The sequence below is a fragment of the Arthrobacter gandavensis genome, from assembly GCF_015355785.1.
In the GTDB taxonomy this organism is placed as follows: Bacteria; Actinomycetota; Actinomycetes; order Actinomycetales; family Micrococcaceae; genus Arthrobacter_B; species Arthrobacter_B gandavensis_A.
Genome location: NZ_JADKYW010000003.1, coordinates 778,414 through 799,908, shown reverse-complemented (window position 1 = coordinate 799,908; position 21,495 = coordinate 778,414). Strand labels below are relative to the sequence as shown.

General features: G+C 66.2%; 19 protein-coding genes. 11 read left to right on the top strand and 8 right to left on the bottom strand.

The window, feature by feature from the left end:
• Positions 1–64: 64 nt before the first annotated feature.
• Together ITX31_RS04935 and ITX31_RS04930 are read right to left on the bottom strand one after the other, a co-directional pair.
• Complete coding sequence (locus ITX31_RS04935) at positions 65–1,120, bottom strand: LacI family DNA-binding transcriptional regulator (protein WP_323745585.1); 1,056 nt, start codon at positions 1,118–1,120, stop codon at positions 65–67.
• Positions 1,121–1,124: 4 nt separating this feature from the next.
• Entirely contained in the window at positions 1,125–2,849 is a 1,725-nt protein-coding gene (locus ITX31_RS04930; protein WP_194782306.1) for an alpha-amylase family glycosyl hydrolase, read from the bottom strand.
• A 266-nt stretch (positions 2,850–3,115) separates the two neighbouring features.
• Between ITX31_RS04930 and ITX31_RS04925 the strand changes: the two genes are divergently transcribed.
• The 3 genes from ITX31_RS04925 (at position 3,116) to ITX31_RS04915 (ending at position 7,034) form a co-directional block, all read left to right on the top strand.
• Positions 3,116–4,408 (top strand): sugar ABC transporter substrate-binding protein, encoded by a 1,293-nt coding sequence (locus ITX31_RS04925; RefSeq protein ID WP_194782305.1) that lies wholly within the window; start codon positions 3,116–3,118, stop codon positions 4,406–4,408.
• An 80-nt stretch (positions 4,409–4,488) separates the two neighbouring features.
• Positions 4,489–6,096, top strand: coding sequence for an ABC transporter permease subunit (locus ITX31_RS04920; protein WP_194782304.1), 1,608 nt, complete (start codon positions 4,489–4,491; stop codon positions 6,094–6,096).
• The gene (locus tag ITX31_RS04915) at positions 6,093–7,034 is read left to right on the top strand and encodes a sugar ABC transporter permease (RefSeq protein ID WP_194782303.1); all 942 of its coding nucleotides are present in this window, start codon (positions 6,093–6,095) and stop codon (positions 7,032–7,034) included. Before ITX31_RS04920 ends, ITX31_RS04915 begins: the two co-directional genes overlap by 4 nt.
• Positions 7,035–7,041: 7 nt before the next feature.
• Here ITX31_RS04915 and ITX31_RS04910 read toward each other — a convergent pair whose 3' ends face one another.
• Positions 7,042–8,019: an aldo/keto reductase gene (locus ITX31_RS04910; protein WP_194782419.1), complete on the bottom strand. Its 978-nt coding sequence runs from the start codon at positions 8,017–8,019 to the stop codon at positions 7,042–7,044.
• A 141-nt stretch (positions 8,020–8,160) separates the two neighbouring features.
• Between ITX31_RS04910 and ITX31_RS04905 the strand changes: the two genes are divergently transcribed.
• Together ITX31_RS04905 and ITX31_RS04900 are read left to right on the top strand one after the other, a co-directional pair.
• A complete protein-coding gene (locus ITX31_RS04905; protein WP_194782302.1) occupies positions 8,161–9,075 on the top strand; it encodes a CHAD domain-containing protein in 915 nt (304 codons plus the stop codon).
• Between the two features lie 218 nt (positions 9,076–9,293).
• Positions 9,294–10,739 (top strand): MFS transporter, encoded by a 1,446-nt coding sequence (locus ITX31_RS04900; protein WP_194782301.1) that lies wholly within the window; start codon positions 9,294–9,296, stop codon positions 10,737–10,739.
• Here ITX31_RS04900 and ITX31_RS04895 read toward each other — a convergent pair.
• Positions 10,736–11,788, bottom strand: coding sequence for an LLM class flavin-dependent oxidoreductase (locus tag ITX31_RS04895; protein ID WP_194782300.1), 1,053 nt, complete (start codon positions 11,786–11,788; stop codon positions 10,736–10,738). The genes ITX31_RS04900 and ITX31_RS04895 overlap by 4 nt on opposite strands.
• A gap of 229 nt (positions 11,789–12,017) precedes the next feature.
• On the opposite strand from ITX31_RS04895, the gene ITX31_RS04890 reads away from it, so the two are divergent.
• Positions 12,018–13,094, top strand: a complete 1,077-nt coding sequence (locus ITX31_RS04890) for a lipid II:glycine glycyltransferase FemX (protein ID WP_194782299.1) — start codon at positions 12,018–12,020, stop codon at positions 13,092–13,094.
• Between the two features lie 278 nt (positions 13,095–13,372).
• The gene (locus ITX31_RS04885; protein ID WP_194782418.1) at positions 13,373–14,947 is read left to right on the top strand and encodes a threonine/serine ThrE exporter family protein; all 1,575 of its coding nucleotides are present in this window, start codon (positions 13,373–13,375) and stop codon (positions 14,945–14,947) included.
• A gap of 15 nt (positions 14,948–14,962) precedes the next feature.
• Here ITX31_RS04885 and ITX31_RS04880 read toward each other — a convergent pair whose 3' ends face one another.
• Positions 14,963–15,808: a siderophore-interacting protein gene (locus ITX31_RS04880; RefSeq protein ID WP_194782298.1), complete on the bottom strand. Its 846-nt coding sequence runs from the start codon at positions 15,806–15,808 to the stop codon at positions 14,963–14,965.
• A 32-nt stretch (positions 15,809–15,840) separates the two neighbouring features.
• The gene (locus tag ITX31_RS04875) at positions 15,841–16,623 is read right to left on the bottom strand and encodes a uracil-DNA glycosylase (protein ID WP_194782297.1); all 783 of its coding nucleotides are present in this window, start codon (positions 16,621–16,623) and stop codon (positions 15,841–15,843) included.
• Positions 16,624–16,789: 166 nt separating this feature from the next.
• On the opposite strand from ITX31_RS04875, the gene ITX31_RS04870 reads away from it, so the two are divergent.
• The 3 genes from ITX31_RS04870 (at position 16,790) to ITX31_RS04860 (ending at position 18,126) form a co-directional block, all read left to right on the top strand.
• Positions 16,790–17,098, top strand: coding sequence for a DUF3263 domain-containing protein (locus tag ITX31_RS04870; RefSeq protein WP_194782296.1), 309 nt, complete (start codon positions 16,790–16,792; stop codon positions 17,096–17,098).
• 35 nt (positions 17,099–17,133) lie between these two features.
• Positions 17,134–17,736: a LytR C-terminal domain-containing protein gene (locus ITX31_RS04865; protein ID WP_194782295.1), complete on the top strand. Its 603-nt coding sequence runs from the start codon at positions 17,134–17,136 to the stop codon at positions 17,734–17,736.
• Positions 17,737–17,922: 186 nt separating this feature from the next.
• Positions 17,923–18,126, top strand: coding sequence for a cold-shock protein (locus ITX31_RS04860; RefSeq protein ID WP_066301805.1), 204 nt, complete (start codon positions 17,923–17,925; stop codon positions 18,124–18,126).
• Positions 18,127–18,227: 101 nt separating this feature from the next.
• Here the strand turns inward: ITX31_RS04860 and ITX31_RS04855 are convergent, their stop codons facing one another.
• A complete protein-coding gene (locus ITX31_RS04855) occupies positions 18,228–18,869 on the bottom strand; it encodes a TM2 domain-containing protein (RefSeq protein ID WP_228528957.1) in 642 nt (213 codons plus the stop codon).
• 364 nt (positions 18,870–19,233) lie between these two features.
• On the opposite strand from ITX31_RS04855, the gene groL reads away from it, so the two are divergent.
• On the top strand, positions 19,234–20,871 hold the full coding sequence (gene groL, locus ITX31_RS04850) for a chaperonin GroEL (RefSeq protein WP_091607823.1): 1,638 nt from the start codon (positions 19,234–19,236) through the stop codon (positions 20,869–20,871).
• Between the two features lie 168 nt (positions 20,872–21,039).
• Here groL and ITX31_RS04845 read toward each other — a convergent pair whose 3' ends face one another.
• On the bottom strand, positions 21,040–21,330 hold the full coding sequence (locus ITX31_RS04845) for a WXG100 family type VII secretion target (protein ID WP_194782294.1): 291 nt from the start codon (positions 21,328–21,330) through the stop codon (positions 21,040–21,042).
• Positions 21,331–21,495 lie beyond the last annotated feature (165 nt).

Here is a 21,495-nt window from a genome sequence, read left to right as displayed (position 1 = left end):
CCCCCGTTCCGTTCCGGTCAGGCCCGGCTCTGTCATCCTATCCAGCCGTTCCGCCCAGGCACAGTTACGGTGCGGTCCGGCCTTGGAATCCGGGCGGCACCGCAGTGCTGGACCGGACAACGAACTCGGTGGGGTAGGTGCCGTGCAGCAGATCGCCGGCTACCGGTTCCTTGCGCAGCAGGGACAGCACAGCACCGACGGCGGCAGCCCCCTGTCCTGCCGGGTCCTGGCGAATGGTGGTGAGGCCAAACACTGCCGAGAGCTCGTGTCCGTCGATGCCGATCACGGAGAGGTCTTCCGGCACCCGCAGGCCCAGCTCCCGGGCAGCAAGGATCGCACCCACCGCGATCTCGTCGGCGGCGCAGAAGATTGCGGTGACATTGGCCGACGGATCAGCCAGCAGTGCCTTGGCTGCGGTGAATCCACCGGCAACGCTGAATTCGGACCTGCGCAGCCACTGCGGCCGGGGAGTGAGTCCGGCTTCGGCCATGGCAGAGCGGTAACCGTCCTGCCGGGTGCTTCCCATCCGGAAGTCGCGTTCGAGTTCCTCGCCGCCGCCTATGTGGCCGATCCGGGTATGGCCAAGCGAGATCAGGTGCCGGGTAGCCAGGGCGGAAATGCTGAACTCATCCACGCGGACCGTCGGGGTATCCGGCAGCGGGCCGCCGATGGCAACGATCGGCTTGCCGACCTCACGCAGTTGTGCCAGCTCTTCCTCGGTGAGCCTCAGGGCCACGGTGATGACGGCGTCGAGCCTTTTGCGCTGCAGCATTTCCTTGAGCACGCTTTCGCGGTGGCCCGGCCCGTCGGACGTGTTGTACAGGGTGAGGTCATACCCGGCCTCGATGAGAGCGGAAGCGGCTCCCTCGAGGACCTGGGAGAAGTACCAGCGTCCAACCGTGGGTATGACGATTCCGATGTTCCGGCTCCGGCCCGATGCAAGCGAGGAGGCGTTGTAGGAGATGACGAACCCGAGTTCCTCCGCCGCGGCCTGGACCCTTCGCCGGGTCTGCTCCGAAACCCTGCCGTTGCCGCTCAGCGCCCGCGAAACCGTCGCCGCCGAGACTCCTGCCCTGGCGGCGACTTCCCGAATACCTGCCCCGCGGGCGCTGCGTTCCACTGGCTCAGGGTAGCCGAATCCAGACGGCGGCGTCCGGTACCAGGACACCGTTGCCGCCCGCATCCGGAATGCTGCGCACCAGGATCTCGCCGGCGGGCAGTTCCACGGGCTCGGATCCCATGTTCATCACGGCCAGGACATTGCCGTTGACCAGGGCCACCAGCCCCTCGGCGTCGTGTTCGGGCCACCAGGCCAGGGACCCGTGGCCCAGGTTCAGTTCCCGCCGCAGCGCGAGGGCATCCCGGTAGACATTGAGGGTCGAGTTCGGATCCTGCTGCTGCAGGTCCCGGGAGAGTTCACGCCACTGCTCCGGCTGCGGCAGCCAGGACTCGCCGGTGGAACTGAACCCGTACGACGGCGCATCGGCCCGCCAGGGCAGCGGCACCCGGCAACCGTCCCGGCCCAGTCGCTGGCCGCCGGTGCGGTGGAACGTGGGGTCCTGGCGGTGGACGTGTTCGAGCGTGGTGTGGTCCGGCATGCCGAGTTCTTCACCCTGGTAGAGGTAGACGCCGCCGGGGAGGGCCAGCATCAGCAGCGTCGCTGCCCGGGCCCGGCGCCGCCCCAGTTCATGATCCGGCTGAGCATCTTCCGGGCCCAGGCCGTCGCCGAGCCGGGCGTGCCCGGGAGCCTGCCCAAAGCGGGTGACGTGGCGGACGACGTCGTGGTTGGAGAGCACCCAGGTGGTGGGGGCGCCGACCTTGTCGAAGGCTTCGAGGCTGGTGGTGATGATGCGGCGCAGCTCCTCCGCGTCCCAGGGGTGGTGGAGGTAGGCGAAGTTGAAGGTCTGGTGCATTTCGTCGGAGCGGACCCAGTCGGTGAGCCGGTCCAGCGGGTCGATGGTCGCTTCGGCGCAGAGCACGCGGTCGCCGTCGTATTCGTCAAGGATCCGGCGCCAGGAGCGGTAGATGTCGTGGATGCCGGCTTGGCCGAACATGGGGGCTGCCTCGCCGGGGAAGCCGTCGGAGGAGGCGCCGTCGGCGCGGCCGCCCCAGTCCGGGAGCCCGCTTTTCTTGATCAGGGCGTGGGCGACGTCGACGCGGAAGCCGCCGACGCCGCGGTCGAGCCAGAAGCGCAGGACGCGTTCGAATTCGTCGTGCACGGCCGGGTTGTCCCAGTTGAAGTCCGGCTGGGAGGAGTCGAAGAGGTGCAGGTACCACTGGCCGGGGGTGCCGTCGGGGTTGTGGACGCGGGTCCAGGCGGGTCCGCCGAAGTGGGACTGCCAGTTGTTTGGCGGGTTTTCGCCGTGTTCTCCGGTGCCGTCGCGGAAGATGAACATGTCCCGGGCGGGGGAGTTCTCCGGTGCGGCCAGGGCTGCCTGGAAGAGGGCGTGCGCCTCGGAGCAGTGGTTGGGGACCAGGTCCACGATGACGCGGATGCCGTGGTTTTTGGCGGCGGTGACGAGGGCATCGAAGTCGTCCAGGGTGCCGAAGAGCGGGTCGACGTCGCAGTAGTCGGCGACGTCGTAGCCGGCGTCTTTCTGCGGGGAGACGTAGAAGGGGGAGAGCCAGATCGCGTCGATGTCCAGTTCTGCGAGGGCGGGGATTTCGGCGGTGATGCCGGGCAGGTCGCCGATGCCGTCGCCGCGCAGGTCGCGGAAGGAGCGGGGGTAGATCTGGTAGATCACCGAGGAGCGCCACCACTGCCTCTCACGCCCGGTGGAGGCTTCATGGACCGGAACCAGGCCGGCGCCGGGGAGCTGGACGGACGGGGCTGCGATAGTGCTGAGCATGCCTAGCATCCTAGAGGACCCACCCAAGGTGATTGCAAACGCTTCCACAATATAACTCAACGTTTCCTGGTGCTCCACGGATCGGGGTGACCTGCCCTGACACTCGGTCTGGCGCGAGCCGAAGGCGCGCGGAAAAATGATGCAGCATGTGACTGGACGCACACTGCGCACACGCTTACACTTGCCTGCATGCCATGGTCCGGGTCACGGGCGGGCACCAATACCTCCCCGGTACACCGGGGCCTGAAAACAGAAGAGGTACACCAATGAAGGTGCGCACAACGGGTACGGCGGGCTTTGGCCGCCGTACCTTTACTCTCGGTGCCGTCTCGGTCACCGCTGCCCTTGTCCTCACCGCGTGCGGCGGCGGTTCCGATACCGGCGAGGAAGCCGAATCGAGCGACCTCGCCTCCGCCGGTGCAACCACGCTGACGATGTGGGTGGACTCCGAGCGCGCTCCCGCTCTTGCGCCGGTTACTGAGCGCTTCAAGGAAGACACCGGCATTGAAGTCCGGCTGGTCACCAAGGACTTCCAGCAGGTCTCGGACGACTTCATTACGCAGGTTCCCACCGGCAAGGGCCCGGACCTGATCGTCGGACCGCACGACTGGCTGGGCAAGTTTGTCCAGAACGGCGTTGTGGCCCCGATCGAGCTCGGAGACAAGGCCGCCCAGTTCCAGGACAGCGCCGTCCAGGCCATGACCTACGAGGGCAACACCTACGGTGTGCCCTACTCGATCGAAAACATCGGGCTGCTGCGGAACACGGACATCGTTTCCGAGCCGGCAGCCACCATGGACGAAGTGATTGCCAACGGCAAGGCAGCCGTGGCCGAAGGCAAGGCCGAGTTCCCGTTCCTGGTCCAGATGGACCCGAAGCAGGGCGACCCATACCACCTGTACCCGCTGCAGACCTCCATGGGAGTGGCAGTGTTCGGCACCGATGAAGCCGGCAGCTACGACGCTTCCAAGCTGGAACTGGGCAGCCCCGGCGGCGTCGAGTTCGCCGAGAAGCTGGTGGCCTGGGGAGATTCCGGCGAACGGATCTTCAACTCCAGCATCACTCCGGACATTGCCAAGGAAAAATTCTATGCGGGCGAGTCCCCGTACTGGCTGACCGGGCCCTGGAACGTCCCCGATGCCGTTGCGGCCGGCATCAACCTGGCCGTCGATCCGCTGCCCACTGCGGGCGATGCCCCGGCCCAGCCGTTCGTCGGCGTCAATGGCTTCTTCGTCAGCGCCAAGAGCCAGAATGCCCTCGCGGCCAACGAGTTTGCCCTGAACTACCTCACCACCGAGGCAGTCCAGGATTCAATGTTCGACGCCGGCGGGCGCCCGCCGGCCCTGACCGCCTCCTTCGACAAGGCCGCCGCGGACCCGATCGTTGCAGCGTTCGGTGAAATCGGCGCCAACGGCGTTCCGATGCCGGCCATTCCGGAGATGGAAGCCGTCTGGGCTGACTGGGGAGGCACGCAGCTGTCCCTGATCAAGGGAGAGGCGGACCCGGCTGCGGCCTGGCCCGCGATGGTCTCCAACATCGAGGCCAAGATCAGCAAGTAGCGGGACCAACACAGCCACCAGGCGAGAAAGTGGCCCGAGCGGAGTTGAGGCTCCGTTCGGGCCACTCGTAGGAGAACATCATGGCCGTTTCAACGGACGCCCCCGTCCGCCCCGTAGGACCCGCACCCGCCAAGGCCGCGCGGCGTACCCCCGATTCACTGGCCGGAACCCTGGCGAAGATCGTGCTGCTCGGACTCGTGGACGCCTTTGCCGTCTATGTGCTGATGGCACTCTTCCTCAACGAGGAGTGGGTGGTGTTCGCCGTCGCCGCGGCGGTCACGCTGACCGTTAACTGGATCTACCTGCGCCGCGGGGGCCTGCCCGCAAAGTATCTGGCCCCCGGTGTGCTGTTCCTGCTCATCTTCCAGGTGTTTGTGGTCGTCTACAGCGGCTACGTGGCCTTCACCAACTACGGCGACGGGCACAACAGCACCAAGGAAGACGCCGTCGCGGCCATCTCCCTCACCGCGCAGCAGCGGGTGCCTGATTCCCCGGCCTACGCAGTTTCCGTGCTGGAGCAGGACAGCGAGCTGTTCCTGCTGGTCACGGACCCTGACGGGGAGGTCCGGCTGGGCGGTGCGGACATGCCGCTGGAAGAGGTCAGGGACGCCCAGACGGACAGCACCGGCACAGCAACCGGAGTCGAGGGTTATGAAACCCTGGCCTTCAACGACCTGCTCAACCGCCAGGGCGAAATACTGGCGCTCAAGGTTCCCTTCTCGGAAGACCTTGATGACGGCACGCTTGCCACCGCAGACGGGTCCAATGCCTATGTCTACAAACCGGTACTGGTCTACGACGAAGCTGCCGACACGTTCACCAACTCCGAAACCGGCACGGTGTACCGGGACGGCGGCGAGGGGTCCTTCGTCTCAGAGGACGGGGAACGGCTGGCCACGGGATGGAAGATCAACGTCGGCTTCGAAAACTTCCAGCGCGCCGTCACCGATCCGGACCTGCGGGGCCCGCTCCTGAGCGTGATCGGCTGGACCTTCACCTTCGCCGTCGCTTCCGTGGCACTGTGCTTTGGGCTGGGACTTTTCCTGGCCATCACCTTCAACCACCCGACTCTCCGCGGCAAGAAGATCTACCGCGTGCTGATGATCATGCCGTACGCCTTCCCGGCCTTCCTGGCGGGTCTCGTCTGGTCCGGGATGCTCAACCAGGAGTTTGGGTTCATCAACGGCACGTTCTTCGGGGGAGCTTCAATTCCCTGGCTCAACGACCCATGGCTGGCCAAGGCCAGTGTGCTGCTGGTCAACACCTGGCTTGGTTTTCCGTACATGTTCCTGGTCTGCACCGGGGCACTGCAGTCCCTTCCGGAGGAGGTCAACGAAGCAGCCAGGATGGACGGTGCCGGTGCCTGGCGGATCTTCCGCTCCATCAAGCTGCCGCTGCTGCTTGTCTCCACTGCACCGCTGCTGATTTCCACGTTCGCGTTCAACTTCAACAACTTCAACGTGATCTTCATGCTCACCGGGGGCGGTCCGCGCTTCCCGGGAACGAGCCAGGACATCGGCGCCACCGACCTGCTCATCACCGTGGTTTACAAGGTCGCCTTTGGCCAGGGCACCGGACGCGACTACGGGCTGGCCAGTGCCCTGGCAATCCTGATCTTCATCATCGTGGCCGTCATCTCCGCCGTCAGCTTCAGGCAGACCAAGTCGCTGGAAGAAGTGAATTCATGAGCACCTCCACCGCCCTTCCTCCCCGTCCCGCTGCCGGATCTGCCGGGACCGCCGGCACCCCGGGACAACCGGTACGGCGCCGCAGTTTCGGCTCCTGGTTCAAGGACACCGGCTGGCGGCACCTGGTTGGCCTGGTCATGACGGCCTTCGCCCTGCTGCCGCTGGCCTACGTGCTCTCGGCCGCGCTGAGTCCAAGCGGAACGCTTGTGGCCTCCAGCGGTCTGTTCCGCGACATTGGGTTCGACAACTTCCAGGCCCTGTTTACGGACCCGCAGAAACCTTTCGCCCGCTGGTTCCTGAATACCGTGGTCATTGGACTGATTACCAGCGCCTCCACCGTGTTCCTCGGAGCGCTGGCCGCCTACAGTTTCTCCAGGATGCGCTTCACCGGCCGGCGCATGGGCCTGCTGAGCCTCCTGCTGCTGCAGATGTTCCCGCAGATGCTGGGCGTGGTGGCAATCTTCCTGCTGCTTTCCGAGATCTCCGAAATTGTTCCGTGGCTGGGACTGGGCAGCCAGCTGGGCCTGATCATGGTCTACCTGGGCGGGGCACTGGGAGTGAATACCTACCTCATGTACGGGTTCTTCAACACGGTTCCCAAGACCCTGGACGAGGCCGCGAGGATCGACGGTGCGGGCCACTTCCAGATCTTCTTCACCATCATCCTGCGCCTGGTGACACCCATCCTGGCGATCGTGGGCCTGCTGACCTTCATCACCACCACCGGCGAGTTCATGATCGCTTCGATTGTGCTTAATGATCCGGACAGCCAGACCCTCGCCGTCGGCCTGTATTCCTTCGTGGGGGATAACCAGTCCCGTACCTGGGGCGTGTTCTCGGCAGGGGCAGTGCTTGCGGCGCTGCCGGTGATGGCACTGTTCCTGTTCCTGCAGCGTTATATCGCCTCCGGGCTCGTGGCGGGTGCGGTCAAGGGTTAGGGGAGGGTCAAAAACCTGCGACGCCGTGCGGAACGTAGTGCTCTGACAACAGTGCCTGGTCCTCGGCGGTCAGCTCCAGGTCCAGGGCGGCGACGTCGTCATCAAGCTGCGCCAGTGAGGTGACGCCCACCAGAGGTGCGGTGACCACCGGGTGGCCCAGGACCCAGGCGAGGGCCGCCCGGGCCCGGGACACCCCGTGCGCCTGGGCTACGGTTCCGAGCGCATCCGAGACCATCAGGTCGGTTTCCCGGTGCGCTCCGTACATGGCATCCGCCAGGGCATCGTGCCCCCGCCGGCGGCTTTCCCCGTGCCAGGGCCGGGCCAGGCGGCCGCGTGCCAGCGGACAGTACGCCAGCACCCCGATGCCTTCTTCGAGGCAGAGCGGGTACATCTCCCGTTCCTCCTCGCGGTAGATCAGGTTGTAATGGTCCTGCATGGTGACGAACGGCGACCACCGGTTCTCCCGCTGCAGGCCCAGGGCTTTGGCGAACTGCCAGGCGAACGTAGTGGAAGCACCCACGTAGCGGACCTTCCCGTCCCTCACCAGCTGGTCCAGGGCGGCCAGGGTCTCCTCCAGCGGCGTTGAGCTGTCCCAGCGGTGGATCTGGTACAGGTCGATGTAGTCAGTGCCCAGCCGGCGCAGCGATTCCTCCACCTGCCAAAGGATGTGCTTGCGGGACAGTCCCCAGCCGTTGGGGCCCGGTGACATCTCCCCATGCACCTTGGTGGCAATGACGACTTCCTCCCGGCGGGCGTATTCCCGCAGCGCAACCCCCAGGATCCGTTCGCTGTCACCGGCCGAATACACGTTCGCAGTGTCGAAGAGGTTAATGCCCAGTTCCAGCGCCCTGCGGATCAGAGCCCTCGAATCGTCCTCCCTCAGTGTCCAGGAATGGGTCCCCCGGGAAGGGTCCCCGAAGCTCAGGCAACCCAGGCCGACGGCCGAAACGGTTGCCCCGGAACGGCCAAGCTTCACGTAGCGCATCGAGTTCATGGACCTTGCCTCCAGAGGGCTCGGCGGCAGCTGTACCCGGTGTGCGGCCGGGTACAGCCGATGCTACGGCCGTGTCCGTCTCCGGGTACAGGGGACCTGCCCGGCACGGGGCGCGCCTGCCTATACTGAGCCATGGCTTCCGCGACTGACCTGCCAGCCGCCCCTGTGGCAGGACCGGACGGCACGGCCGGAGACGCACTGCTGCGCTACGTCGCGGAGCAGTACGCGGAAATGCTGCGGCAGGAGGGGCGGCTGCGCACCGGCGAGGCCGATGCCATCCACAAGATGCGGGTCAGTACCCGTCGGCTGCGGTCCGTGCTGGCCAGCTACCGCAAGCTGCTTCCCGAGCAGCCCGCCAAACAGATTCGTGCCGAGCTCAAATGGCTGGCCCAGGTCCTGGGTGCGGCGCGCGACGCCCAGGTGATGCGCCACCGGCTGCTGGAGCTGGTGGCTTCACAGCAGGATGACCTCGTAAAGGGCCCTGTCTCGGCCCGGATCGACGCGGAACTGACGGCACGCTATGCCGAGGCTGCTCAAACGGTCCACCGCGAACTAGGCGCGAAGCGCTACGCAGCCCTGGTCCGTGAACTGGGGGAGCTGCTGGAGGACCCGCAGCTCACCGGCACAGCGAGCCGGTCCGCGCGGAAGGTTGGCAGACGGCTCATCCGCCGCGACCTTCGCCGGCTCCGCCGCCGGGTTCGCAAAGCCCGCGAGGAGAACGACGACGCGCGGCGGGCCAAAATCTTCCACGAGGCCCGCAAGGATGCCAAACGGCTGCGTTATGCCGCGGAGGCCTACGTTCCCGTGGGCGGAGAGCGCGCCACAGCCATGGTGGAAGCAGCAGAAACGGTCCAGAAAGCGCTCGGCGAGCATCAGGACAGCGTCGTCACCCGGGAACTGCTGGTGTGGCTCGGGGCCCACCCCGGCCGTGGCGGCAGCGGCTTCACCTACGGGCGGCTCCACGCTGTGGAGGAACAGCAGGGCCGCGCGGCAGAGCAGGATTTCCGCCGCCTCTGGCAAGGGTTCGCAGCGGCGCACGGCTGGTGAGCGGCGCCTCCACACAAACTGCCAGGCTGCGGCCTGGCAGCCGCGTCCTTGATGACGGTGCAGCACTGCCCAGGTTTTTGACGACAAGGCGTCAGCCATACTCCTGAGGGAGGCGTGCTCTGGACTCCCTGTATCCCGCGGACCTACCCTGCCAGTGACGCGCTCAGGTCCGTAATTCCCTTCCCGGCCGGGAGCGCCGCCACAGAGGGAGGAATCCGATGGAATCTCCCTGGGCGCCGCTGCGCAACCGGTGGTTCCTGATCCTGTGGCTGGCGCAGCTGGGATCCAACATCGGCAGCTGGATGCAGACAGTCGGCGCGCAGTGGTACCTCGTGGAGAGCGGGGCGAGCCCGGTGCTGGTCTCCCTGGTGCAGTCGGCGTCACTGGCTCCCGCGCTCCTGCTGGGGCCGGATTCGCTGCTCCTCTACACATTCCTGATCGGCTGCGGAGTCGCCCTGAGTGCCCCGGCCTGGCAGGCGGTGACCCCATCGCTGGTACCGCGCGGGCAGATCCGGTCCGCGTCAGCACTCGGGTCCGTGGCGGTCAACGCAGCACTTGCCGTGGGCCCGGCGCTGGGCGGCGTGCTGGTCTCCGCCATCGGTCCCGCCTTCGTCTTCGGCCTCAACGCCCTGTCTTTTCTCGGAACAGCCCTGGCGGTCTTCCTCTGGCGCAGCGCGCCGCAGAGTCCCCAGGACCGCGAACACCTGGGCGAAGCGCTCGCTGCCGGAAGGCGGTACATTCGGGCGGCACCGCGGATCCGCCGCATCCTGCTGCGCTGCATCCTGTTCCTGGTTCCGGCCAGCGCCCTCTACGCACTGCTCCCTGTTGCCGTGAACGGGCATCTGGGGATGGGATCCTCCGGGTACGGGCTGCTGCTCGGAGCGCTGGGCAGCGGGGCCATCCTCGGCGTGGTCCTGCTGGTGAGGACCCGCAAGCTGCTCGGTGACACGGCGCTGCTGGGTGCATCCGCCGCTGTCTTCGGGGTGGCAGTGTTTTCCGCCGGATACCTGCCGCCTGTTCCGCTGGCAGTTCTCCTGGTGCTGGCCGGCATGGCCTGGATCAACACCCTCTCCACCCTGAACAGCGCCATGCAGCTGACCCTGCCGGAATGGGTTCGCGCCCGCGGACTCGCCGTATACCTGATGGTGCTCACCGGAACCCAGGCGCTTGGGTCGGTGCTGTGGGGAGCCCTGGCCACAGCGTTCGGCTACGCACCGGTGCTGGCGGGTGCCGCCGTCGTTCTCCTGCTGGTTGCCGCCAGCGTGGTGCCGCTGCCGCTGCTGCCCGGTACCGGAAAGCTGGACCGCAGTGTTCCCGAACCGGAGCTGGGACTGGAGGTTGAATCCGAACCAAACCCGGGATCCGGACCCGTGACTATCCTGGTTGCCTACGAGCTGGCCCCGGACGAGGCCCCCGAATTCGTGGAAGCCATGCGTGAAGTGGAGCTCTCCCGGCTGCGCACCGGGGCGACGACCTGGGAGCTGGTTCACTCGGTCACGGACTCCAGCCAGTTCCGGGAGATATACGACGTTCCCACCTGGCGTGAGTACCTGCGCCAGGAGCACCAGCGGCTCACCGGTGCTGACCGGAGCAATATTGCGCGCGCCGCAGGGCTCGCCCGGGAGGAACCGCTCACTCGCTGGTTCCTCCCGGCCGATGCCTAGTCCTGTTGGGTGTCTGCGGCCAGCGCGGCGCGGACAGCCGGCGCCACCTGGGTGCCGTAGAGCTCGATGCACTTCATCAGGTTCTCGTGCGGGAGTGTGCCCAGGCTGTACTTCAGGTCGAAGCGGGACAGGTCCAGGGTCCGTGCGGTCCGGATGATCTTGTCCGCGACCGTTTTCGGGGACCCGATAAAGAGGGCGCCCTCGGGGCCGGCGCCGGCTTCGTACTCGGCGCGGGTAACGGGCGGCCAGCCGCGCTCGCGGCCGATGCGGTTCTGCATCCGGGCGTAGTGCGGCCAGGCTTCGTCAAGTGCCTGCTCATCCGTCGCGGCAACATAGCCGGGGGAGTGCGCGCCGACGGGCAGTGCCGGCTTGCCGAATTCCTTCAAGGCACGCTTGTACAGCGAAACGAACGGGGTGAACCGTGCCGGTTCGCCGCCGATGATCGCCAGCATCAGCGGCAGTTCATAGTGCGCGGCCCGCACCACCGACTGCGGGGTGCCGCCGACGGCGATCCAGGTGGGAATCCGTCCGCCCTGCGTGGGCGGGTAGACCTGGACGTTGCGCATCGGCGGGCGGATGCTGCCCTCCCAGGAGACAGGGTCCTCGCGCAGCAGCCTGGTGAACAGGTCCAGCTTCTCCTCAAAGAGCACTTCGTAGTCGGAGAGGTCGAAGCCGAACAGCGGGAAGGACTCGGTGAAGGAACCCCGGCCCAGGATAACCTCTGCCCGGCCGCTCGAAACGGCGTCCAGGGTGGCGAAGCGTTCGAACACCCGAATGGGATCGTCGGAGGAGAGAACCGTCACAGCGGAGCCCAGGCGGATGCGGCTGGTCTGGCCGGCAACTGCCGCCAGCACGGTTTCCGGTGAGGACACCGCGTAGTCGTCACGGTGGTGCTCGCCGATGCCGATGAAGTCCAGGCCCACCGAATCTGCCAGCACGGCCTCAGCCACCACGTTGCGGATGACCTCGGGCATGGGCAGGATGGTTCCGTCCCCGCTCAGCGTCACGTCTCCAAACGTGTCCAGTCCCAGTTCGATGTGCTGTGCCACTGCCGCCCGCCTTCGTCGTCGTAAATATGCGTATGCATCTATTGTTGCGCACAACCCCGGCTTCCCGCCGACTATTCCCCTGCCGCGCGCGCCAAGCGTTCACCCGGCACGCCGGGCGGGGCCCGTTCAGGGTGCGGGCACCCGGCGGATAGACTTGGAAACGGCCCGGAGCCGGTGCTCCGTGCGGGGGCGGAAGAATGATCCACCAACGAGGACTAGTTGAGGAATTTTGCGAGACTTTAGTGCACGCCTGGCCACCGCTGACGAGGTTGCGGACTGGGACAAGCTGGTCCAGTCCAATCCCAACGGCGGCAACGTACTGCAGTCCGCTGCCTACGCCGAGGTCAAGTCCCATCACGGCTGGAACCCGGTCCACGTGGTCTTCAGCTGCCCGGAATACACCTCCTACAATCTGGTGATCGAGAAGCAGGTTCCGCTGCTCGGCAGCCTCTGGTACCTCATCAAGGGGCCCGACGCCGCCGCCCCGGAGGACGTGCCGGCAATGGCGCGGGCACTGGGCCGGTTCACGAAGGAAACGGGCCGCCGCGTCTTCGCTCTGAAGGTCGAACCGGACATCGTGGACGGGGATGACGTCCGGGACCTGTTCACCTCTGCCGGGTTCGTCAAGACGTTCAACCTGCAGCCCAACGACTCAACCGCGCTGCTGGACACCACCCCGGACACGGAGCAGATCCTGAAGAGCATCTCCTCCCGCGCCCGCAACGCCGTCCGGCGGGCCATCCGCGAAGGCGCCGACGTGCGCCGCGTGGAGCCCACCGAAGAAAACATGCGGACTATGTACAAGCTCATGAGCCACATTGAAGACCGCTCGGATGCCCGGATGCGGTCCTACGAGTACTACCGCCGCTTCTGGTCCAACTTCGTCGACGCCGGCCAGGGCCGGTTCTACTTTGCCTTCGACGAGGACGGCGAACCCAACGTGGGCGCATTCGTGATCGCCTACGGGAAAAAGGGAACGTACAAGGACGGCGGCTCCAAACCGCGCCGCAACCAGTACGGGGACTCCCATCTGGTGCAGTGGACCGCACTCACGGAGCTTAAGGAAGACTTCGGAATCGAGGAATACGATTTCTGCGGAACTCCGCCCAGCAGCGAACTGAAGAACAAGGAACACCCGCACCACGGGCTGGGCCTGTTCAAGACCAGCTTCTCCAAGACCGTCACCGACTTCACCGGCTGCTGGGATGTGGTGCTGGATCCGCTCCGCTACCGGATCTGGAACACCATTGGAGAACGCGTGACGCGCCAGGTTTACTGGCGGCGCCACCACCAGCCGTTCTACTGAACCGACTCACCAGCAGCGAAGCAGGGGTGGACACCGTGGATAACGACGACGACCGCCGCGGGCCTGCGCCCACACCGGAGCCCGTGGCCGGCCTGATTCCCATCATCAGGGTGCCCGGACGCCCGGACGATGAGGGGCATCCGCGTTCCGGTCCGGCACCGGTCCAGGAAGCAGCCGGAATCGAGACTCCGGCTGACGCCCTGCCGGCAGTTCCCGGGCCGGGCGGCCTGCGGAGCACAAAGCCGAAGCCGCCGCCGGCCACCTCCTCGGTGCCGCGCATGCCCCGGGGCAGCAAGGCAGCCGCTGCCCGCAAAGCCGCTGCTGCCGGCCAGCCCGGACGGCCGGCTCCGGGAACCGCTCCGCGGCCGGGCAAACCGCGTGCGCGGAAGACGGCTCCGCGCCAGCACAGTCCCTCATCCGCCCCGCGGGCGGATTCATCCTCCGCCGCAGCGCGGCGCGTGCTCAAACGGCTGGTACAGGGCGAGACGCCGCCTACCCAGGCCATGTCCATCGTCGAACGCCTGGCCGGGAGTCCGTACGCCAATCCCAGGGTCCGTTCCGGCGGGCCGGACGCCAGCGCCCGCAAGACCCTCGACCTGGCTTTGGGCATGGCCGAGACCATGTTCCGGTACGGTGCCGGCGCCCTGGAGGTGGAAACGGCGATGATCGCCGTCACCGCTGCGTACGGTCTCGAGAACATCGAGGTGGACATCACCAACCAGTCCGTCCTGCTCAATTATTCTCCCAAGGACCAGACTCCCATCACCGTTATGCGGGTGGTCCGGTCCTGGACCAACAACTATGCGGGCCTGGCACTGGTGCACCGGCTGGTGACGGACATCGTGGACGGCAATGTTTCCCGTGCCGAGGCCTCCCAGCAGCTCAATGCAATCGTGCATCAGCCCAAACCCTTTCCCCGCTGGGCCGTAACCTTTTCGGCGGGACTCTTCGCGGCCGCGATCGTGGCGTTCATCGGGGGCAGCCCGCTTGGATCCGCCGTCGGATTCGCTAGCACCATCCTGGTCAGCCTGCTGCAGCGGGTCCTTGGACGCTGGCGCGTCCCGGACTTCTTCACCACCGCTGCCAGCGGATTCCTGGTCACGGCGCTGGCCATGCTGTTCTGGTGGCTGGATTCTACGGATGTTGCCGAACTGGAGATAGCACCGGGGATCGTTGTTGCCGGCGGGATCCTGCTGCTGCTGCCTACCGGCCGCTTGGTCTCTGCGGTGCAGGATGCGATCAACGGCTTCCCGGTAACAGCCGCCGGCCGCTTCCTCTCTGCCTTCCTGACGTTCGGCGCGATCGTGGCAGGCATCGCCGTCGCCCTCGTTGCCGGAGCCCTGGTGGGAATGCCCCGGCTGGAGGTGACCGCGGGCGCATCCTCGCCGTATCCCTTTGCCGTGACGGTGCTGGTGCTGGCCGTGGCGCTGGCCACCATCAGCATCACCGAGCAGTCACCGGCAAACCTGGTCCTGCCCACCGTGCTCATCGGGGTCGCCGGATTCCTGGTTTCGGTGGCCTCGGAGGCTGCGGGAGTCGGGCCGCGGCTGACACCGGCTGTCGCCGCGATCGTCATCGGCATGGCCTCGCGGATCGTCGCCCTGCGGATGGGTGCGCCTCAGCTGGTCATCGCAGTTCCCGCGATCCTGTTCCTCTTCCCGGGGCTGAGCATCTTCCGGTCGATGTACGGGCTGAGCATAGGGCTGGATGATATTTCTGCGGGCGTGATCGGCCTGTTCAACGCGCTGACCGTTATCCTGGCGATCGCCGGCGGCGTGGTCTTCGGCGACAACCTTGCACGGCCGCTGACCCGGAACCTGAACGGCAACGACCGGCGCAACCGCCGCCGCTGACTGCGTGGGTGCGGACTAGAGGATCTTGCCGATCGGGGTGCGCTTCTCCGCCTGGAAAGCGTCCTCGGTCCGTCCCGCGGCCCAGTACCCGGACAGCGAGACGGCACTGCGTTCGAGTTTATGCCGGGTAAAGAATATTTCTCGCAGGCCCTTCATGGCCTCGCGCTCACCATGGGCAAAGACCTGGACGACGCCGGCGTGGAAGGGCAGCGCGTCAACGGCGGCAACCAGCAGCCGGCCCGCAGGCTCGTCCTCTCCACGGTAGAGCCACGTCACCACAACACCGCGGGGGGACTTCAACGGAAGTACGTCCTGCGGTCCCCGCACCTCGACGAAGGCGTGGCCCACGGCGTCGTCCGCCAACGCCTCCAGCGCAGCAGCGGTTGCCGGGATCGCGGACTCGTCGGCGGCAAAGAGATACCAGTCAGCGTCGGGATCGGGGGCGTACCCGCCGCCGGGTCCGCCGAACGTGAGGACGTCCCCGGGCCGGGCCGAACTGGCCCACGGGCCGGCAAGGCCCTCGTCGCCATGAACGACGAAGTCCATGGCAAGTTCACGGCGTTCCACGTCAACCCACCGGACGGTGTAGGTCCGTGAAACGGGCCAGTCTTCCCGCGGGGTTCGCTCCCGGATTTCCTCCAAGGACGCGGTGCCGTCCAGCGGCCTGCCGTCGCGGCCAAACCAGATCTTGCAGTACGCATCGGTGCTGCTGCTCGGGGCGAAGGTGTCGAAGCCGGGGCCGCCCGCCACGATCCGCACCATGTGGGGGGAGAGCTGCTCCCGGCGCAGCACGGTCATGGTGTGCATGGGGCGCGCGCGCCGGGCAGGTGCCGGCGTCCGGGTTGCGGGGGCATCGGGCATTGCGGTTTCTCTCCTAGGATGCGGTAGTTGTTCTACCGTACCCCGGGCAATCTCCAGTCGACGGGTGTTGCTCCCTGTTGCACGAGGAGCTCGTTGGCCCGGCTGAACGGGCGGGAGCCGAAGAAGCCGCGGGACGCCGAAAGCGGGCTGGGATGTGCCGATTCAATCCGCGGCAGCTCTCCGAGAAGGGGTGCAAGGGACTGCGCCTGGCGCCCCCAGAGGATCGCCACGAGCGGGGCCGGGGAACCGTCTGGGCGCCGGCGCGCGGCCAGGGCACGTACGGCAAGTTCGGTGACTGGTTCCCAGCCAAGTTTTCGGTGCGAGTTCGCCTGGCCGGCGGTGACGCTCAGGGCGCGGTTCAGGAGCAGCACGCCCTGCGTCGTCCAGGCGCTGAGATCCCCGTGCAGTGCCGGTTCAATACCGAGGTCAGCCTGGAGCTCCTTGTAGATGTTGACAAGTGAACGCGGCAGCGGACGCACCGCGGGATCTACGGAGAAACTCAGCCCGACGGCGTGGCCCGGCGTGGGGTACGGGTCCTGTCCGATGATCAGCACCTTCACCTGCTCCGCGGGCTGGGTAAATGCCCGGAGGATTCGTCCAGGCGGGGGCAGGATGTGCTCCCCGGCGTCGATCCGGCGCTGGAGTTCGTCGCCGATGCGGTGGATCCGGCCTGCCTCCGGCGCCAGGAGATCCGCCCAGTCCCCGGCCATGCTGCCGGACAGCGGGCTGCCGGACGTGAAAGGGACGGGTTCACCCGGCAGGGCGGTGGCGCTGCTGCGGAGGTCAAAAAGGGCCGGTTCATGGCTGCTGTTCACACTTCAAGTGTCCGGGAAGCCGGGGCAGGATCCCAGCCGACGGGCAGTGCCGCCTGAATGACAACCATGTTGTTCCGGTTTAGGATTGCTTGAGGAAGCAAACTCTTGCCTGGACCGTGCCCTCGTGTGCCCGGGGCCGGGCGCACCGGGAAACGGGGACAACATTTTGGCAGGATCAGCCGGAGCCGAGGCGTTTTCACTCGACGGTGCGGTGGATCCCCAGAGTCCCCTCAGCGAGCGCGACCAGCAGATGCTCGCCCTCGAACGCTCGTGGTGGAAGTACTCCGGGGCCAAGGAACAAGCGATCCGCGATCTCTTTGGCATGTCAGCCACAAGCTACTACCAGGTCCTCAACGCACTGATTGACACCGAGGAAGCCCTCGCACACGATCCCATGCTGGTAAAGCGGCTGCGTAGACTGCGTACTACACGCCAGCGCGCGCGTACGGCCCGCCGCATGGGCACCGACGCCTAGGGCATTCCCCATACACAAGGACAGACAACGCAGCCATGAGCCAGTACCCCAGGGATGAGTTCGACAAGGTCCCGGAGACCTCGACCCGCCAAGGCGTTCACCGTGAGCGGCTTATTCCGGCGCGCTCCAGCGGAATCGGCCTGATCATCACGGTGGGTGTCCTTGCCCTCCTGGTGGGCCTGGCAGCGTATTTTGTGCTCCCGCGGCTGGGCATCGGCGCCGGCAGCAGCGCCAGCCCCGCCATCTCGGAATCGAGTGCACCTGCAGCCGAACCGTCGCAGTCCCCAAGTCTCAGCGCCTCTCCCACCCCCTCAGCGACGCCGTCGCCGACCCCCACCCCGGAGCCGACGCCGGAGGCTCCGGCGGCCGACCGGACACAGCCCGTGGTGGTGCTCAACGCAAGCGGCGTCTCCGGGCTGGGTGCTGGAATCTCAACCCGGATCGGAGCGGACGGCTGGACGACGGCGCAGGTTGGCAACTGGGCCGGCATGCCGATGCAGACATCGGTGATCTTCTACAACGGTGAAGCCCAGCGGGCCAACGCCGAGGAACTCGCTGAGCTGCTGGGAATCGCGACCGTTACCGAGTCTCCCGAGTTCACCATGGTCACCGTCGTGGCTGGTCCCGGATTCCAGTAAAACCTGTGGCCACGCAGGTTTAGTTAAGACTCGATAACTATCCCCGCACCGCGTGGGTGAAGCCGCAGCCGGTGGCTAAAGTAAGGGCCAGCCGAAAGGGATGGGCAGGCAACCACCTGCTGTTCCTGTCTGGCTGCTGCCGTGGAACACCATCGCGGCAGCGGAACCTAAAAGGGGAGAATGAATATGGCGCAGGGGATCGTCAAATGGTTCAACGGGGAAAAGGGCTACGGCTTCATCACCGTTGACGAAGCCCAAACTGATGTTTTCGTCCACTGGTCCGCGATCCAGTCCGCTGGGTACCGGACGCTGGAAGAGGGCCAGCGGGTCGAGTTTGAAATTGGTGAAGGACAGAAGGGGCCGCAGGCCGAGGACGTTCGCACCGTCTAGGCAGCAGCCCGGACAGACCGGGTAGACAAAGAAGTGAGCCGGTGCCGGACGGGCACCGGCTCACTTCTCGGTTCGGGCGCTTTTCTCCGGTCCGCGCGGGTTCATTCCCGCAGCGGCACTCCGCGGGCGTCGGTCCGGAACGACTGCGCTCCGGCGAGGATCATGATCCCTTCGACGAAGCCCCAGATGGCTCCGAAGCCGAATGTGAAAAGGGTGACCAGGAGCTGCACGATTCCCAGTGTGGTGTATCCGAGGTAGAACCGGTGAATGCCGAGTCCCCCGAGGAAAATGCCCAGCAGGCCCGCTGCCAGCCGCGACTTCGGCTCGGGCCATACGCCGTATGGGGACGGCGCGCCCGGCGGGTAGCCCTGGGGATAGCCCTGCTGGTAGCCCTGGGGATAACCGGGCTGGTAGTTGCCGGGAGGAGGTCCCTGCTGGTAACCGCCGTGCGTGGGCTGTGTGCCGCCCTGCTGGTAACCGCCGTGCGTGGGCTGTGTGCCGCCCTGCTGGTAACCGTCCTGCGCGTACCCGGGCTCATGGCCAGGCCGGGAAGCTGAATCTGTTCCGGTGCCGGCTGCATACTCGCCCGGCGGTGTGCCGTAGGGCGCAGGAGCCGCGCTGGACCCGTGGGCCTCGGGCGCGTGCGTTCCGTCTCCCTCGTTAGCGGGAGGAGAGAAATCGTTCGGGGGCTGGTTGGGCGCCATGGCCTGCTCCTTGGCATCGTTGGCATCGTCGATTGGCAAGCACCGTGCCGTGCCGTGTAGTGGCCGGGACGTGCTGATCCTAAATCTACGCCGATGCGCGCCCGTGCGACGTGCAGTTCCGGCGATTCGCCCGGGGTTTCTGCGCCGGGGGTGAAAACGGGGCAAGGCGGCGGTCACAGGGGACCGTGACTGCTTGCACTCAAAGGTTGGGAGTGCTAATTATTGACTTAGCACTCTTGCAGGCTGACTGCTAAGTCAGCGGCGTTGAGTGAACCAGCAAGCCACTGGAGTGAGGGGCCGGGAAGCACGTAAAGAGATCGTGTGCCCAGTCCCGTCCGTCGCGGGCACTCCAGCCAGGAATGCAACATCCAAGCATGACTGTTCCGGAAGGACGATAGCCGTTATGGCCAAGATCATTGCATTTGACGAAGAGGCACGCCGCGGCCTCGAGCGGGGACTGAACACCCTCGCCGACGCCGTCAAGGTCACCCTCGGCCCGCGTGGCCGCAACGTCGTACTCGAGAAGAAGTGGGGCGCCCCCACGATCACCAACGATGGCGTTTCCATCGCCAAGGAGATCGAGCTCGACGATCCGTACGAGAAGATCGGCGCTGAGCTGGTCAAGGAAGTTGCCAAGAAGACTGATGACGTCGCTGGCGACGGCACCACCACGGCAACCGTCCTCGCCCAGGCCCTCGTGAAGGAAGGCCTGCGCAACGTTGCTGCCGGCGCTGATCCGCTGGGCCTGAAGCGCGGCATCGAGAAGGCAGTCGACGCCGTCACGGCCGAACTGCTCTCCTCCGCCAAGGAAATCGAGACCAAGGAACAGATCGCGGCTACGGCCTCCATCTCCGCCGGTGACCAGCAGATCGGCGACCTGATCGCCGAAGCACTGGACAAGGTGGGCAAGGAAGGCGTCATCACCGTCGAGGAATCCAACACCTTCGGCCTGGAGCTCGAGCTCACCGAAGGCATGCGCTTCGACAAGGGCTACATCTCCGGCTACTTCGTCACCGACGCAGAGCGCCAGGAAACGGTCCTCGAAGACCCGTACATCCTGATCGTCAACTCCAAGATCTCCTCGGTCAAGGACCTCGTTGCGGTCCTGGAGAAGGTCATGCAGTCCGGCAAGCCACTGCTGATCATCGCCGAAGACGTCGAGGGCGAAGCGCTGGCAACCCTGGTTGTCAACAAGATCCGCGGTACCTTCAAGTCCGTTGCCGTCAAGGCTCCGGGCTTCGGCGACCGCCGGAAGGCCCAGCTGGCTGACATCGCCATCCTCACCGGTGGCCAGGTCATCGCCGAAGAAGTTGGCCTCAAGCTGGAGAACGCCACGCTGGACCTCCTCGGCAAGGCACGCAAGGTTGTTGTCACCAAGGACGAGACCACCATCGTCGAAGGTGCGGGCGACCCCGAAGAGATCGCCGGCCGCGTCAACCAAATCCGTGCCGAAATCGAGAACTCGGACTCGGACTACGACCGCGAGAAGCTGCAGGAGCGTCTGGCCAAGCTGGCCGGCGGTGTTGCGGTCATCAAGGCCGGTGCCGCCACCGAGGTCGAGCTCAAGGAACGCAAGCACCGCATCGAAGATGCCGTGCGCAACGCCAAGGCTGCTGTTGAAGAAGGCATCGTCGCCGGCGGCGGCGTCGCCCTGATCCAGGCCGGCCAGAAGGCATTCGCCAACCTGGTCCTCGAAGGCGACGAGGCGACCGGCGCGAACATCGTCAAGGTTGCCATCGACGCTCCGCTGAAGCAGATCGCCTTCAACGCAGGCCTCGAGCCCGGTGTTGTTGCGGACAAGGTCCGCGGCCTGGCAGAAGGCTTCGGCCTGAACGCCGCTACCGGTGAGTACGAAGACCTGCTGGCTGCCGGCGTCAATGACCCGGTCAAGGTGACGCGTTCTGCCCTGCAGAACGCGGCCTCCATCGCCGGTCTGTTCCTCACCACCGAAGCAGTCGTTGCGGACAAGCCCGAAAAGGCTGCTCCGGCTATGGGCGGCGGAGACGACATGGGCGGCATGGGCGGTATGGGCGGCTTCTAGCCCCCATGCCCGGCCGGTTCGCCCGGCCGAATGCCTACACAGGAGCGCGGTACCTTCGGGTGCCGCGCTCCTGCGTTGTTTACGGGTTCAGGCAGCGTACATGGCCGGCCTTAGTGCCTGCCCCTGTACCCGCCCGGCCTTCGACCCGGCCAGCGCGACAGCGCCGCGCTACCGCATAAAGAGTGCCGTATTCGCGGCCTCGGTATCGGCGTACTGTGCCGAGGCGTAGGCAAGCGCCTGGTTGATGCTTGCCAGGGACTCCTCAACCCGGGCCTGGGTGGCTCTCCAATCCGTAATCAGCAGCTGGAAGTTCGCCGCTGCCTGGCCCTGCCATGAATCACCCAGCGAGACCAGGCCCGCCTGCATGGTGTTGACGTCTGCCTGGAGCCGTTCGATGGTGCCTCGGACTTCGGCACTCCGAGCCGCCAGTATGTCGCTGTCTACGAAAAAACCCGCCATGATCGCCTCCCGTTCCAGGGGACCGCCCGGTGCGGTTCCTGGCAAAGAAGGTTATGTGCCGGCCGCAGCCGGCGGCCAGCACCCCGTCCAGTCCGTCCACAGCGCAGTCCGGCTGGGCAGGGCACCGCAGCCTGTGCAGGGGAGGCCCATATGCGTCCGCCAGTC

Bases quoted from the DNA above. Each gene is read 5' to 3' on its own strand.
- ITX31_RS04930 (WP_194782306.1), bottom strand. From the start codon at position 2,849: ATGCTCAGCACTATCGCAGCCCCGTCCGTCCAGCTCCCCGGCGCCGGC.
- ITX31_RS04925 (WP_194782305.1), top strand. From the start codon at position 3,116: ATGAAGGTGCGCACAACGGGTACGGCGGGCTTTGGCCGCCGTACCTTT.
- ITX31_RS04920 (WP_194782304.1), top strand. From the start codon at position 4,489: ATGGCCGTTTCAACGGACGCCCCCGTCCGCCCCGTAGGACCCGCACCC.
- ITX31_RS04915 (WP_194782303.1), top strand. From the start codon at position 6,093: ATGAGCACCTCCACCGCCCTTCCTCCCCGTCCCGCTGCCGGATCTGCC.
- ITX31_RS04910 (WP_194782419.1), bottom strand. From the start codon at position 8,019: ATGCGCTACGTGAAGCTTGGCCGTTCCGGGGCAACCGTTTCGGCCGTC.
- ITX31_RS04905 (WP_194782302.1), top strand. From the start codon at position 8,161: ATGGCTTCCGCGACTGACCTGCCAGCCGCCCCTGTGGCAGGACCGGAC.
- ITX31_RS04900 (WP_194782301.1), top strand. From the start codon at position 9,294: ATGGAATCTCCCTGGGCGCCGCTGCGCAACCGGTGGTTCCTGATCCTG.
- ITX31_RS04885 (WP_194782418.1), top strand. From the start codon at position 13,373: ATGCCCCGGGGCAGCAAGGCAGCCGCTGCCCGCAAAGCCGCTGCTGCC.
- ITX31_RS04880 (WP_194782298.1), bottom strand. From the start codon at position 15,808: ATGCCCGATGCCCCCGCAACCCGGACGCCGGCACCTGCCCGGCGCGCG.
- ITX31_RS04865 (WP_194782295.1), top strand. From the start codon at position 17,134: ATGAGCCAGTACCCCAGGGATGAGTTCGACAAGGTCCCGGAGACCTCG.
- ITX31_RS04860 (WP_066301805.1), top strand. From the start codon at position 17,923: ATGGCGCAGGGGATCGTCAAATGGTTCAACGGGGAAAAGGGCTACGGC.
- groL (WP_091607823.1), top strand. From the start codon at position 19,234: ATGGCCAAGATCATTGCATTTGACGAAGAGGCACGCCGCGGCCTCGAG.
- ITX31_RS04845 (WP_194782294.1), bottom strand. From the start codon at position 21,330: ATGGCGGGTTTTTTCGTAGACAGCGACATACTGGCGGCTCGGAGTGCC.